At 46.1% G+C, this 14725-nt stretch carries 16 protein-coding genes; 4 read left to right on the forward strand and 12 right to left on the reverse strand.

From position 1 onward, the window contains the following. From NEJAP_RS17480 to murJ, 5 genes are all read right to left on the reverse strand, one after another. Nucleotides 1–432, reverse strand: coding sequence for an FKBP-type peptidyl-prolyl cis-trans isomerase (locus tag NEJAP_RS17480; RefSeq protein ID WP_201348414.1), 432 nt, complete (start codon nt 430–432; stop codon nt 1–3). Between the two features lie 15 nt (nt 433–447). Next, on the reverse strand, nt 448–942 hold the full coding sequence (lspA, locus tag NEJAP_RS17485) for a signal peptidase II (RefSeq protein WP_419197836.1): 495 nt from the start codon (nt 940–942) through the stop codon (nt 448–450). A gap of 33 nt (nt 943–975) precedes the next feature. Beyond that, nucleotides 976–3807 carry an isoleucine--tRNA ligase gene (ileS, locus tag NEJAP_RS17490; protein WP_201348416.1) on the reverse strand — a complete coding sequence of 944 codons (2832 nt, stop codon included), beginning with the start codon at nt 3805–3807 and terminating at the stop codon, nt 976–978. A gap of 15 nt (nt 3808–3822) precedes the next feature. Further along, nucleotides 3823–4755, reverse strand: a complete 933-nt coding sequence (gene ribF, locus NEJAP_RS17495) for a bifunctional riboflavin kinase/FAD synthetase (protein ID WP_201348417.1) — start codon at nt 4753–4755, stop codon at nt 3823–3825. A gap of 74 nt (nt 4756–4829) precedes the next feature. Continuing rightward, nucleotides 4830–6323 (reverse strand): murein biosynthesis integral membrane protein MurJ, encoded by a 1494-nt coding sequence (murJ, locus tag NEJAP_RS17500; RefSeq protein ID WP_201350707.1) that lies wholly within the window; start codon nt 6321–6323, stop codon nt 4830–4832. A 236-nt stretch (nt 6324–6559) separates the two neighbouring features. On the opposite strand from murJ, the gene rpsT reads away from it, so the two are divergent. Further along, entirely contained in the window at nt 6560–6823 is a 264-nt protein-coding gene (gene rpsT / locus NEJAP_RS17505; protein WP_028470392.1) for a 30S ribosomal protein S20, read from the forward strand. Between the two features lie 70 nt (nt 6824–6893). On the opposite strand, the gene proB is transcribed toward rpsT, so the two are convergent. The 4 genes from proB to rplU form a co-directional block, all read right to left on the reverse strand. Beyond that, nucleotides 6894–8018, reverse strand: a complete 1125-nt coding sequence (proB, locus tag NEJAP_RS17510; RefSeq protein WP_201348418.1) for a glutamate 5-kinase — start codon at nt 8016–8018, stop codon at nt 6894–6896. A 21-nt stretch (nt 8019–8039) separates the two neighbouring features. Beyond that, on the reverse strand, nt 8040–9245 hold the full coding sequence (gene cgtA, locus NEJAP_RS17515) for an Obg family GTPase CgtA (RefSeq protein ID WP_201348419.1): 1206 nt from the start codon (nt 9243–9245) through the stop codon (nt 8040–8042). Nucleotides 9246–9348: 103 nt separating this feature from the next. Continuing rightward, entirely contained in the window at nt 9349–9606 is a 258-nt protein-coding gene (gene rpmA, locus NEJAP_RS17520) for a 50S ribosomal protein L27 (protein ID WP_201348420.1), read from the reverse strand. Between the two features lie 23 nt (nt 9607–9629). Then, nucleotides 9630–9941: a 50S ribosomal protein L21 gene (gene rplU / locus NEJAP_RS17525; RefSeq protein ID WP_201348421.1), complete on the reverse strand. Its 312-nt coding sequence runs from the start codon at nt 9939–9941 to the stop codon at nt 9630–9632. A 225-nt stretch (nt 9942–10166) separates the two neighbouring features. Between rplU and ispB the strand changes: the two genes are divergently transcribed. The 3 genes from ispB to fabB all read left to right on the forward strand — a co-directional run bounded on the left by ispB (nt 10167) and on the right by fabB (nt 13172). Continuing rightward, entirely contained in the window at nt 10167–11135 is a 969-nt protein-coding gene (gene ispB, locus NEJAP_RS17530) for an octaprenyl diphosphate synthase (protein WP_201348422.1), read from the forward strand. A gap of 196 nt (nt 11136–11331) precedes the next feature. After that, on the forward strand, nt 11332–11847 hold the full coding sequence (gene fabA / locus NEJAP_RS17535) for a bifunctional 3-hydroxydecanoyl-ACP dehydratase/trans-2-decenoyl-ACP isomerase (protein WP_028470386.1): 516 nt from the start codon (nt 11332–11334) through the stop codon (nt 11845–11847). A gap of 107 nt (nt 11848–11954) precedes the next feature. Further along, nucleotides 11955–13172, forward strand: coding sequence for a beta-ketoacyl-ACP synthase I (gene fabB / locus NEJAP_RS17540; protein ID WP_201348423.1), 1218 nt, complete (start codon nt 11955–11957; stop codon nt 13170–13172). A 55-nt stretch (nt 13173–13227) separates the two neighbouring features. Here fabB and NEJAP_RS17545 read toward each other — a convergent pair whose 3' ends face one another. From NEJAP_RS17545 to moaC, 3 genes are read right to left on the reverse strand one after another with little or no spacing between them, the layout of a single operon-like run. Further along, nucleotides 13228–13983: a lysophospholipid acyltransferase family protein gene (locus NEJAP_RS17545; protein ID WP_201348424.1), complete on the reverse strand. Its 756-nt coding sequence runs from the start codon at nt 13981–13983 to the stop codon at nt 13228–13230. Between the two features lie 3 nt (nt 13984–13986). Next, complete coding sequence (moaD, locus tag NEJAP_RS17550; RefSeq protein WP_201348425.1) at nt 13987–14241, reverse strand: molybdopterin converting factor subunit 1; 255 nt, start codon at nt 14239–14241, stop codon at nt 13987–13989. Nucleotides 14242–14244: 3 nt separating this feature from the next. Continuing rightward, entirely contained in the window at nt 14245–14724 is a 480-nt protein-coding gene (moaC, locus tag NEJAP_RS17555; protein WP_201348426.1) for a cyclic pyranopterin monophosphate synthase MoaC, read from the reverse strand. Nucleotide 14725 lies beyond the last annotated feature (1 nt).

The following is a 14725-nucleotide window of genomic DNA, read 5'->3' on the forward strand; positions in this document are numbered from 1 at the left end:
TTACGCAGCTATCTGTAGTACTTCTACTTCAAACTCCAAGTTTTTTCCGGCTAGCGGGTGGTTAAAATCCACTTCTACATTTATATCATCAAATGAAACAACGACACCGGGCAGTTCTCCGCTTGCATCTTGAAAACCAACAACCAAGCCTGCCTCTAACTCAATACCCGAAAAGCTTTCACGCCCAACTTTTTGAATATTACTGGGGTTTGGCATGCCAAATCCATGCTCAGGAGTGATCTTAAATACTTGTCGATCTCCTACTTTCAAACCAAATATGGCTGCTTCAAACCCTGCTAACATATTGCCATCGCCCACAGTAAAGGTAGCGGGTTGGCTAGAAAAATTACTGTCGACTACATCCCCATTTTGCAAACGGATCTCAAAATGCAGTGTAATTGTTTTCTCAGGGCCTATGACTTGCTCACTCATACCTTTCTCCGGCTCTCAAGTTGTTGAAGATTCAGCATCTTCGTTTTGCTTTTCCAGAAATATCATATCGATAATCATAATAGCGGCACCGAGCGTGATAGCGCTGTCTGCCAGATTAAACGCAGGAAAAAAGTAGGATTGATAATAGACAGAGATAAAGTCTACGACATAACCCAGCAGAATACGGTCATGCAAATTACCTAGAGCGCCTCCAAGAATCAGAGCCAGCCCCATCCCCAGCCACCACTGACGCGTTTCAGTTCGCTTTAACCACACAACCAAAACAACACTAATAACCACCGCAATCACAACAAACAACCATCGCTGCCAGCCACTGGCTTCTGATAAAAAGCTAAAAGCAGCCCCTCGGTTGTAAAGCAGAGTCATATCCAAGCCAGAAAACAGTGCCACAGGGACACCATAATCTAACCACTCTTGGGCAAAGTTTTTACTAAGTAGGTCTGCAGCTAACACAAATACCGTTAGCCACAACCACTTTAACGAGCCCAAACTTATTCCTTTCTGCGATTCTGTCATTATATTTTAAGCAAACTGGCGTGCTTCACCCTCACCATAAACATTATCAACGCAACGGGTACAAAGCTCAGGATGGTCTGCATTAGCGCCCACATCTTCACGGTGGTGCCAGCAGCGCTCACATTTAACATGCTCAGATGCTTTTAACGCCACTTTCATACCTTCTAGCTCTGTATCACGCGCATCCCCTGCTTCGCTCAGCGGTTTCAACGCTGCTTCAGAGGTAATCAATACAAAGCGCAACTCTGTTCCCAAACGTTCAAGATCAGTCATAATACTGTCATTCACATAGAGTGTTGCTTCGGTAGATAAGGAAGCTTTCACTAACTTTTCATTTCGTGCTTCTTCCAGCACCTTATTCACGGCGCTTTTAACTTCAAAAATACGTGCCCAATACTCACGGTCAAAAGCGACCTCTGCATCAAGCTCAAACAAGCCTTCATACCAGGTTTCGAAAAAGATGCTTTCGCTTTTATCTTTATCTGGTAAGGCTGCATAGATCTCTTCAGCCGTGAAGCTAAGAATAGGCGCAATCCAACGTGTGATCGCCTGTGCAATATGATACAACGCCGTCTGACAAGAGTGGCGCACCAAACTATCCGCTTTAGTCGTGTACTGACGATCTTTGATGATATCTAGGTAAAAGCCACCCAGCTCCTGCACACAGAAGTGATGCACTTGTTGATAAACATCTAAGAAACGATAGTTGGCATAAGATTCTTTCACTTTTTCCTGCAACCGCGCCGTGGCATCCACAGCCCAACGGTCCAGTGCCAGCATATCCTTAGGCGCTACTAAATCAGTAACCGGGTCAAAACCATTAAGATTGGCTAACAAGAAACGCGACGTATTACGGATACGACGGTATGAATCAGCAGTACGCTGCAGAATTTGCTTAGAAACGGCCATCTCACCTGAGTAGTCTGTTGAAGCAACCCATAAGCGCAAAATATCAGCACCTAATGTACCGGTAACTTCTTGCGGAGCAACTGTATTACCCAAAGACTTAGACATCTTGTAGCCCTTCTCATCAACGGTAAAGCCGTGTGTGAGAAGTTCTTTGTAAGGTGCATTTCCGTCAATTGCACAACCGGTTAACAGCGATGAATGGAACCAACCACGGTGCTGATCAGAGCCTTCTAAATAAAGGTCAGCGCGAGGGCCTTGATCATGCCCCATAGGGTGAGAACCACGCATGACATGCCAATGTGTTGTTCCTGAATCAAACCACACATCTAATGTATCTGTTACTTTTTCGTATTGATCAGCTTCATCACCTAATAGTTCAGCAGCGTCTAGCTTAAACCAGGCTTCAATACCTTCTTTCTCAACGCGTAATGCAACTTGTTCCATCAAAGCTACGGTATTCTGATGTAGCTCGCCCGTCTCTTTATGCAAGAAGAACGGAATCGGCACGCCCCAGTTACGTTGGCGTGAGATGCACCAATCAGGACGGTTAGCAATCATGCTATGCAAGCGAGGCTTACCCCAACCGGGAACAAACTGAGTCTGTTCAATCGCTTCTAGAGCACTTTCACGTAATGTTGAACCAGAGTTAGCTTGCTTATCCATACCAACAAACCATTGCGCAGTAGCACGATAGATCAGCGGAGTTTTATGGCGCCAGCAATGCATATAGCTGTGTGTAATGGTTTTATGCGTTAACAAACGCTGATTTTCACGTAATTTTTCAACAATCTTAGGACTAGCATCCCAGATTGACAGGCCACCGAAATCAGCTAAGTCATCAATATAAACCCCATCCGCCTTAACAATGCTTAGGATTTGATCAAACTCCATTCCATAACTACGGCAAGTGACAAAGTCATCTACCCCATAAGCAGGTGATGAATGCACAATGCCTGTACCGGCATCGAGTGCGACATAATCAGCCAAATAGATCGGAGATTCACGATCATATAGCGGATGTTGGAATGCTATGTGCTCTAACGCAGTTCCCGTTACTTTAGCAACAATATTCCCTTGTAACTCATAACGTTCCAAGCAGCTATCCACAAGCTCTGCTGCTAACAATAAATAACGATCACCCGTATCTACCAAGGCGTAATCAAATTCAGGATGAACATTCATCGCTTGGTTAGCAGGAATAGTCCACGGCGTTGTTGTCCAGATAACCGAAAAAGCAGGCTTATCTAAAGTATCTAATCCAAAAGCAGTAGCTAATTTTTCTGTCTCTTTACATTCAAAGGCGACATCAATTGCAGAAGATTTTTTGTCTGCATATTCAACTTCAGCCTCAGCCAATGCCGAACCACAATCAAAACACCAGTTAACCGGCTTCAAGCCTTTAAAAACATACCCACCTTCAACCATTTTCCCTAATGCGCGAATTTCACCCGCTTCATTAGCAAAATCCATAGTTTTATACGGGTTTGCCCAGTCACCAAACACACCCAAACGAATAAAGTCGTCTTTCTGGCCTTCAATCTGCTCATGAGCATAACTGCGACATAGCTCACGCGTTTTATCAGCCCCCAAGTTTTTACCGTGGGTAACCTCTACTTTGTGCTCGATAGGCAAACCGTGACAATCCCAACCTGGAACGTAAGGCGCATCAAAGCCATCCAATGTTTTGGACTTAATAATAATGTCTTTCAGTACTTTGTTTACTGCATGGCCAAGATGAATATTGCCGTTAGCGTATGGAGGGCCATCATGCAGAATAAACTTGGGACGACCTGCATTGATTTCACGAATTCGCTGATATAAGCCCATATCTTGCCATTTTTTCAGCATATCGGGTTCGCGCTTAGCCAGATTCCCACGCATTGGAAATTCAGTATCCGGCAGGTTCAATGTCGCTTTATAGTCGGTCATCACATTTATTCCAGATCATTTAGGTTGGGCAAAGTAAGTTTGCGCAACCTCTATATCATTAAAGATTTGTTTGCGAAGCTGTTCTAGCCCGTCAAATTTCTGTTCTTTTCTCAGGAAAGTTTCAAACTCTACACTGAGTAGCTGTCCATAAAGGTCTTCATCAAAATCAAGTAGATGAACCTCCAAAACTGGCTGAGTGCCATTAACGGTTGGGCGCATACCTATATTGCATACACCCTGTCCCAACATCTGCTCCTCACGATACATAGTAACGGCATAAACACCTCGCAACGGCGCAATAAATCGATGCATACGAATGTTTGCAGTGGGCACACCTAACTGACGACCTAGCTTCTGACCATGCATAACCCGCCCGGCTATACGATAACGCCGACCTAGCAAGCGTTCAGCCAAATCAAAATCGTTTTGCTCTAATACTTTTCTAACACGTGTGCTGCTGACACGCTCACCTGCAATCGTAAATGTATCTGTATTAACAACGCTAAAGCCATATTGTTTACCCACGGCTTCCAACATTTGATAATCGCCAGCACGATCACAGCCAAACCTGAAGTCATCACCTACAACAAAGTGCTTCACTTCAAGGCCTTTGAGTAACAAATTTTCTACAAACTCAGCCGCTGTCATTTTTTGCAGCTGCGCATTAAAAGCCAGACATAACACCCGATCAATGCCTTGAGCTCGCAACAAGCGCACTTTTTCACCAAAGCGGGTCAATCGTGATGGGACACTTTCACCACCAAAGAACTCCCTAGGCTGTGGTTCAAAAATAATAACAGTGGTCGGCAACCCCAGTTCTCGAGCTTTTGCTTTCACTTGCTCCAATACACGTACGTGCCCCAAGTGGACACTATCGAAGTTACCGATAGTCGCCACACATCCACGGTGTTTTTCACGTAAGTTATGCAGCCCGCGAATCAATTCCATCGAATTTAATACAACCCCAATAAAAACGCCGAATTATAGCTCACTTAGTATACAACGAGTACCGCAAATTCGAATTAGGCTCGAATATGGCGCATTCTCAGCCCTGCAAGCACTAATACAGCAAAATATGAGACAGCTCCGGCAACCACCACAAGCAACATATGCTGAGCTCGTTGCCACACATCACCACTCATCCACACATCCACAGTAGGGCTTAGCCACGTTATTACGGCAAATAAGACGGCCAAAGCTAAAAACAATCTTATCAGCAACACACCCCACCCAGGCTGCCACACAAATACCTTTTCGCGTATCAAACCTCTCAACAACATAGCAGCATTCAAAAAAGCAGATAATGCCGTTGCCATCGCCAATCCCACATGTTGAAAATGCCAAATCAGTAATAAGTTAAACACCATATTGGCAACCATTGCTTGTACGGCAATCTTCACTGGTGTTTTCATATCTTGGCGCGAGAAATATCCTGGAGCCAGCACTTTAATTAGCATAAATGCTAGCAACCCACAGGCATAAGCCTGCAAGCTCATTGCAGACATAGTCACATCCCTTTCGGTTAATGCGCCATATTTGAACAAAGTGATGATCAGCGGCTCAGCCAAAAGAATAAGCGCCAGCGCAGACGGCAACGCAATCAGCAAAATCATCCGCACTGCCCAATCCAAGGTATGAGCAAACTCTTTCGAAGATCGGCTAGCATGCTTACGAGCAAGGCTGGGTAAAATAACGGTAGATATGGCTATACCAAACACACCCAATGGCAACTCAGTTAAGCGATCTGAGTAATACAACCAAGAAACACTACCGGTTTGTAAGAAAGAAGCTAGTACGGTATCAAGCAGCAAATTGATTTGAGCAACGGAGACACCAAATAATGCCGGGATCATTAATTTAAGGATGCGCTGAACACCTTCATCCTGCCAACCAAACACAGGCTTAGGTAACAGTTTCAAATGCATCAAAAAAGGAAATTGGAAAATCAGCTGCACCACACCGGCAATTAACACGCCCCATGCAAGCGCAACAATGGGCTCATCAAACAAAGGACTAAGAAAAATGGCAGAGCCTATCAAGCAGACATTTAACAACACAGGCGTAAAAGCAGGAACAGCAAAGCGGCCATAGGTATTTAAAATAGCACCAGCAAAGGCCGTTAAGGATATAAGTAACAAATAGGGAAATGTAATTCGCAGCATTTCAGATGCAAGATCAAACTTGTGCGTATGATCCATATAAAAACCTGGAGCAAACACCGCAGTCAACACGGGTGCAGCCAAGACAGCCAAAACAGTAATTGCCAGCAAGATAAGGCCTAGCGTACCGGCCACCCTATCGACTAAGCGTTTGACTTCATCATGATCTTTCTGAGTTTGGTATTCCGATAACACAGGAACAAACGCTTGCGAAAAAGCACCTTCAGCAAACAAACGTCTCAGGAAGTTAGGAATCTTAAATGCTACAAAAAAAGCATCGGCACTTCCGCTAGCGCCAAAATAGTTAGCAATGACAACATCTCTTACCAGCCCCAAGACGCGAGAAAGCATGGTCATAATGCCCACGATGCCGCTTGAACGCAGCAACCCACCACGGCGTTTCGTATCTTCTACAACCCCTTTACCCACAATACTTCCTTTACGTGATACCTTATACGCCACGCATCTTATCGATTTTATAATAAACTTGCTTGTTTTTATTGACAGCAGGCTCAGAAATATGAATAATCTTGCGTCTCAAATTCTGGTGAATTCACCGGATAGATACTAACCCAACTTGAAGGAGCCGGATTGTGGCTAACTCCGCAGGATCCCGTAAACGCGCTCGCCAGTCGGAGAAACGTCGCCAGCATAACGCTAGCCTCCGCTCCATGGTTCGAACGTACATCAAAAAAGTTGTTGCAGCTATTGCTAGCGGCGACAAAGCTGCTGCAAACGAAGCATTAAAAGTTGCACAGCCTCTCATGGACTCTTCTGTAAACAAAGGCATTTTTGAGAAAAACAAAATTGCTCGCAGCAAAAGTCGCATGAACGCACGCATCAAAGCAATGGCTTAATTAGCACTGCTTTAAAAAAACCGGCTTTTGCCGGTTTTTTTATATCTGATTTTTACAACCCAAACAAAACTCAGGCCAACACCAGGTTATCCCGATGCACCAACTCCTCTTCACTGATATAACCCAATACCTCCGAAATCATTGAGCTAGGCTTGCCTACTATCTTACGAGCATCTCCCGCACCATAGTTCACAAGACCTCGCGCTACAATCCGCCCGGACTCATCAGCAATCAGCACCATCTCTCCACGCGTAAACTCCCCCGAGAGCCCTTTAACACCCGCAGGCAACAAACTCTTACCGCGCTCAGTCAACGCCAGCACAGCACCCGCATCAAGCACTAAGGTACCTCTTGCTTGCAGATGACCTGCCAACCACTGCTTTCTCGCCGCCATAGGGCTACGATCAGGCACCAAGAGCGTACCCAGCACCTCCCCCTGCTTCAGGCGCAACAACACATCCTCTTCACGACCACTAGCAATCAGCGTTATCGCTCCAGAGCGAGCAGCAAGTTTGGCAGCCCTCACCTTAGTTGCCATACCCCCCTGCCCCAACTTCCCACCACTACCAGCAACCGCTACCAACGACTCATCTTCAGCACGCGCTTGCGAAATCAACTCAGCATGCGGGTTTGAGCGAGGGTCAGCCGTATACAACCCATGCTGATCCGTTAGCAAGACGACACCATCCGCTTCAATCAAATTCGCAACCAATGCAGCCAAGGTATCATTATCACCAAACCTAATCTCATCAGTGACAACAGTGTCATTTTCATTGACGACAGGCACAACACCCATCTCAAGCAAAGTCTTAAGGGCTGCACGAGCATTCAAATAACGATCTCGATGAGTCAGGTCATCATGAGTCAGCAAAATTTGAGCTGTATGCGTACCATGGCGCTGAAAATTCGCCTCATACGCCTGCACCAGGCCCATTTGCCCAACCGCAGCAGCTGCCTGCAAGCGGTTAAGCTCTTTAGGACGAACACTCCAACCAAGCCGTGTCATTCCTTCAGCCACTGCCCCCGAAGAGACCAGAACAACCTCAACACCCTGCTGTTTCAAGGCCGCTAATTGATCGACCCAGCGACTAATAGCCGCCTGATCCAACCCCTGACCATCATTGGTCAACAAAGCACTACCTATCTTAACAACCCAGCGCCGTGCTTTTTGCAACTTATCTCGACTTGCCGCCACAACTACCTCTTCGTGCTAAATTCAGCGAACATATTCCACGTCAACATCATAATCATCATCATCGAAGTCATCATCGTCGATATCAAGATCCTGATCAGCTTCACGCTTCTTACGCATAGACTGACGCAGCCGCTCAATATGCAGACGCGCTTCAGCATCCACCAATGCACGAACTTCATTTTCCTCTTGCTGCAACTCAGGCTCAGCAAGAAAAGCAGCCGCACGCTCATCAAGGAAGTTCTGCAGATCCATCATCAGCGGCTTAACACCACCCTTATCAATCGCCGATATACGATAAACAGGACCATCCCAACCCAACGCATCAATAACAGACTGACAACGCTCTTCATGCTCTTCGACAGGCACCAAATCCAGCTTATTCAACACCAACCAGCGCGGCTGATCTGCCAACGTAGGACTGAATTTAGCAAGCTCTTCAACAACTACTTTGGCAGACTCAGCAGACGTCTGCTCATCCCACGGCGCCATATCAACAATATGCAACAACACACGATTTCGCGCCAAATGCTTAAGAAAACGAATCCCTAAACCGGCACCCTCGGCAGCCCCTTCGATAATCCCAGGAATATCAGCCACGACAAAACTACGATTACGCTCCGTTCTTACAACGCCTAAACTTGGCACCAACGTTGTAAAAGGGTAATCAGCCACCTTTGGCGTCGCCGCTGATACGGCACGAACAAAGGTAGACTTACCCGCATTAGGCAAACCCAACAAACCAACATCCGCTAGCACTTTCAACTCAAGCTTAATGTTACGAAATTCTCCGGCACTACCATTACTCGTCTGTCGCGGCGCCCGGTTCACACTACTTTTATAGCGCGTATTACCCAGCCCATGAAATCCGCCTTGAGCAATTTTCTCCACCTGACCAACCTCTGTCAGATCAGCAAGCACTTCATTAGTATCTATATCGATAACAGTAGTACCAACCGGCACCTTCAGCACCAAATCATTACCCTTATTACCCGAGCAGTTTCTACCCATCCCCGACTGACCTGTTTGCGCTTTGTGCACTCTCGTAAAACGAAAATCAACCAGCGTATTCAGCCCAGCATCAGCCTCCATATAGATAGAGCCCCCATCACCACCATCACCACCATCAGGACCGCCCTTGGGTACATACTTTTCGCGACGAAAGCTCAGGCAGCCATTACCACCCTTACCCGCTTCTACAGTAATCGTCGCTTCATCTACAAACTTCATCTTCTATCTCCCAAGAACAACTCCGCCTTAGCATAGCGCGAGGGCTGCTCATAAACAAAAAAAGCCCCGCACAGCGGAGCTTTTTCAACAACAAAGCCAGTTTTTACGCTGGAACGATGCTGACGTATTTGCGGTTTTTCGCGCCTTTAACTTCGAATTTAACCACGCCGTCTGTTTTAGCAAACAAAGTGTGATCTTTTCCGATGCCTACATCAGTACCTGCATGAAAATGCGTACCGCGCTGACGAACAAGAATATTACCTGCGATCACAACTTGACCACCAAAACGTTTAACACCTAAACGTTTCGATTGTGAGTCACGACCGTTTCGAGTAGAACCACCCGCTTTCTTATGAGCCATTTTCTATCTCCCGACAACTCAGCTTATGCGCTGATTCCAGTGATTTTTACTTCAGTAAACCACTGACGGTGGCCCTGACGAGTCATGCTGTGCTTACGACGACGGAATTTGATAATTGACACCTTAGCGCCACGACCATTACCAATCACCTCAGCAGTAACTTTAGCGCCGTCAACAGTTGGCAAACCAACTTTAACGTCATCACCATTACCAACCATCAAAACACGATCAAATTCAATAGTAGAACCTGCTTCAGCTGCCAATTTCTCCAGCTTAAGAGTGTGCCCTTCTTGTACTCGGTATTGCTTTCCACCGCTTACGATTACTGCAAACATTTCTTTCTCCAATTAACGCTTATCCGGCTACTAAAACGAAACCTACTTCTAATGGCGAACCCATATGGTAGGGAGCTAAGTTGGATAAGCTCAGGGCGCGAGATTTTAAAGCAATCGAGCCAATAACTCAAGCAATTTACCAGTAACACCGCCAATTCTTGACACTCCGCTCATCAACACCTAGCATGCGCGCTAATGTCCACATCAATATTATAAAGTTGTCGCATGCAACCACACCAGCTAAATCCAGCCATAGAACCACAATTCGAGTCCGTAAATGACTATATAATCAATCATTTAGGATCAAACGTACCTCTGGTCGAAAAGATTGGCCATTATATTGTCGAGAGCGGCGGAAAACGCCTAAGACCTCTACTAGTGTTGCTTGCCGCTAATGCATGCAACTACAACGGCAAACATCATATTTCCCTTTCTGCCGTTATCGAATTTATCCATACAGCAACACTACTGCATGATGATGTCGTTGATAATTCAGATCTGCGCCGCGGAAAAGACACCGCTAACGCTAAGTGGGGCAATGCGCCCAGCGTTTTAGTAGGCGATTTTCTTTATTCACGCGCTTTCCAAATAATGGTCGAAATTGGCGACATGGATATTATGAAAGTCATATCTAACGCCACCAACGTTATTGCCGAGGGTGAGGTTCTACAGCTCTTAAACTGCCGCAACCCGGACACCTCTGAAGAAGCCTACATGCAGGTGATCATTGGTAAAACGGCCATGCTTTTTGAAGCGGCAACCGAGGTTGGCGCGATATTAGCCAATGCGCCCAAAAAACAACAAGAAGCTCTTCGCGACTACGGCCGTCATCTAGGCATTGCCTTTCAGCTAATCGATGACGTCATGGACTATCTATCCAGTGCTGAAGAGATGGGTAAAAATGTGGGTGATGACTTAGCAGAAGGAAAACCAACACTGCCACTAATTCAAGCAATGAAGGTTGTAACGGCGGAAGAGCGTCAGCTTATTCGCCAAACCATCCGCAAAGGTGGACTTGAAGATCTTGAACCTATACTAGCGCTCGTAAAAAGCTCTGGCGCCATAGAATACACTCAAGAAAGCGCCTTAAAGCAAGCCGACCTTGCCATCGACGCACTATCAGCACTGCCAGACTCGTCATTCAAAGAAACCCTGACCCTTTTAGCCCACATGGCTGTGCACAGAAACACTTAACCCAGCACTATGGCATCTTGAAATACAGGTAAATTCATCAATTTATCTGTATTTTCCTACCTAAAAAACGACAGTTTTAGTAAGAAAACCACATCTTTAACTAATTTACCTGACTCAGGCCGTGCCTACAGCTCATCAAACCGGTATAATCAACCGATATTTTGACTACAATTTCTCTGGGATAGACAGTTACCACATGACTAAAGCATCCTCTTTTGAACGCGAAGACCTGTTGAAATGCGGGCACGGTGAAATGTTTGGCCTTGGCAATGCACGCCTGCCAGTAGGTAATATGCTAATGATGGATCGCATCACTAGCATCTCCGATGATGGAGGCCAATTTGGCAAAGGCGAAATTATTGCCGAACTAGACATCAATCCAGACCTCTGGTTTTTTGACTGCCACTTTCCAACCGACCCGGTTATGCCAGGCTGCCTGGGACTTGATGCAATGTGGCAGATTGTTGGCTTCTACCTAGGGTGGAGAGGCAATAAAGGCCGCGGAAGAGCACTCGGATCAGGTGAAGTAAAATTCACGGGACAAGTCCTCCCTACAGCTAAAAAAGTCACTTACCACATTGAGCTAAAACGCGTAATTGAACGCAAACTAGTAATGGGAATTGCAGACGGAACCGTTTCAGTTGATGGCCGAGTTATCTATACAGCTAAAGATCTGCGTGTAGGCTTGTTTACATCTACAGACAATTTCTAGTCCATTACAATGTCCTGCCCGTCATACCAAGAAAACTGGAGACGGGTAGTGGACGAACTATCCATTAACGAATAAGAAGAAGATCCTCTTAACAGGAGATACAACATATGCGACGCGTTGTAGTAACAGGAATGGGCATCGTATCTTGCCTGGGTAACGATAAAGAAGCCGTACTCGACTCATTGAAAGAAGGCCGTTCAGGCATCAAATTTCAAGAAGAGTACAAAGAACTAGGCTTTCGCAGCCATGTAGCCGGCAGTATTGATATCGACCTAGAGGCGTTAATTGATCGCAAACTTCGTCGTTTTATGGGTAATGCTGCAGCATATTCATACCTTGCAATGGACCAAGCCATTAAAGATGCAGGCCTCAGCGAAGAGCAAGTATCTAACGTGCGCACCGGTTTAATCGCGGGTTCAGGTGGCGCCTCATCAGCAGACATCGTTGAAAGTGCTGATATTTTGCGCAACAAGGGCGTGCGCCGCGTTGGCCCTTATCGCGTTACTCGCACCATGGGCAGCACAGTTTCAGCCTGCCTTGCCACACCATTCAAGATCAAAGGCATTAACTACTCGATTACCTCTGCCTGCGCTACGAGCGCACATTGTATCGGTAACGCAATGGAGCAGATCCAACTAGGCAAACAAGATGTTGTGTTCGCTGGCGGTGGTGAAGAGCTACACTGGTCACTAACAGTAATGTTCGATGCCATGGGCGCGCTATCCAGCAAATATAATGAAACACCTGAAAAAGCCTCACGTGCATATGATGCCAATCGTGATGGATTCGTCATTGCTGGCGGTGCAGGCATGCTAGTAATAGAAGAACTTGAACACGCCAAAGCACGCGGCGCCAAAATTTATGGCGAACTCGTGGGCTACGGCGCGACATCTGATGGCTACGACATGGTTGCACCTTCAGGCGAAGGCGCTATGCGCTGCATGCAGCAAGCAATGAGCACAGTTGATGGGTCTATTGATTACATCAACTCTCATGGCACATCAACGCCCGCTGGAGACATTCAGGAGCTCAAAGCAATGAAGAACACCTTCGGCGATGAGATGCCTCCTGTTAGCTCAACCAAGTCATTAACAGGACACTCTCTTGGCGCTACTGGCGTTCAGGAAGCCATCTACAGCCTTCTAATGATGGAAAATGACTTTATCTGTGCCTCTGCCAATATCGATGAGCTCGATGAAGCAGCACAAGGCATGCCTGTCGTCACAACACGCAAAGACAATGTTAAACTAGATCGCGTCATGTCAAACAGCTTCGGCTTTGGAGGCACCAACTCTACGTTGGTATTCCAGCGCTTTGACGGCTAATATCTGAAACGCATAAAAAACCGCCTATTGCGGTTTTTTGTTTTTATAATAAGCTTTACACTTTTTTAACTTCCAGCGCTTCAAGTTGCTCCATCTGCTCAAGCAACCAAGCAACTGACTCAGTATGCACCTCATCAACACTACGTCCCTCAGACAGCACCGGCTTACCAATACGTAACTGTATCGTTCCCGGATATTTGAGAAAACTTTTCCCCGGCCAATACACTCCAGCATTATGGGCAATAGGAACCACAGGCACAGCCGAACTAACCGCCAGCATAGCACCACCTTTATTAAACTTACCTCTCTCACCCACAGGCAGGCGCGTTCCTTGAGGGAAGATCACAATCGGAATACCCTTACCTAAACGGTCTTTTCCTTGCGATAATAACTCTTTCAACGCGCCACGCTTCTGACTTCTATCTAAAGCGATAGGATCTAACAACCCCAGCGCCCAACCAAAAAATGGCATCTTCAGCAGCTCTTTTTTCAAGACAACACACTGCGGACGAATCAAGGTTTGAAAGTAGATAGTTTCCCACTCACTCTGATGATTAGCGATAGCAACATACGCCCCATCTTTAGGCAGGTTTTCCAGCCCATCAACCTGCAGCTTTACACCACAACAAATGCGCAACCATGCTATATAAAAGTAGTTAATTTGGGTTACAAATTTAAAGCGCTGGGCAAATGGCAAAGGCTTTGCAACTACCACACAAAGCAAGCTATAAACGATTGTCGCCGGATAAAATGCCATGTAATAAAGCGCTGCCCGAAAATATCCCAGCATTGGTTTTCCCTGTTTAGACATTAATTACCCGCCTGTTACCGGCGGAAAAAAAGCAATTTCGTCACCATCTTTAATGGAAGCTTCCAGACTCGCCATCTCTTGATTAATAGCAACCAACAGATTAGGTCGCATCAGAACCCGCTCCCATGCATCACCCTCCTCTTTCACCAAAGCCGCTAAGAGGTGCGCCACCGTAGATAGATTCGCATCCCATTCCAGATCAACCTGTCCTACTCCCAGCTGCTCACGCACGCTGGCAAAAAAAACGAGTGATAACATCATTTACCCCTCAATTTTCCAATGACCGCTTTTACCACCTTTTTTTTCTATCAATTTTACCTCAGAGATCACCATCCCTTTATCAACAGCCTTGCACATATCATATAAGGTTAAAGCAGCAACACTCGCGGCCGTTAATGCTTCCATCTCAACCCCTGTCTGACCAGACAAACGACACAGCGTACTAATACAAATTGCAGATTTCTCCACATCAGGTACCAGCTCTACAGAAACCTTCGTCAACATGAGCGGATGACACAAAGGTATAAGGTCACTGGTGCGCTTAGCGGCTTGAATACCAGCAATTCTAGCGACAGCCAGTACGTCACCCTTCTTATGCCCACCAGAGACTATCATCTCCAGTGTTTCTGGTAACATCAAAATTTCTGCGTAAGCACGCGCCTCACGAGTAGTAACCGCCTTCTCAGAAACGTCTACCATATGGGCGTGACCCTGCTCATCCAAATGGGTTAATTTACTCACA

The organism is Neptunomonas japonica JAMM 1380 (assembly GCF_016592555.1).
In the GTDB taxonomy this organism is placed as follows: domain Bacteria; phylum Pseudomonadota; class Gammaproteobacteria; order Pseudomonadales; family Balneatricaceae; genus Neptunomonas; species Neptunomonas japonica_A.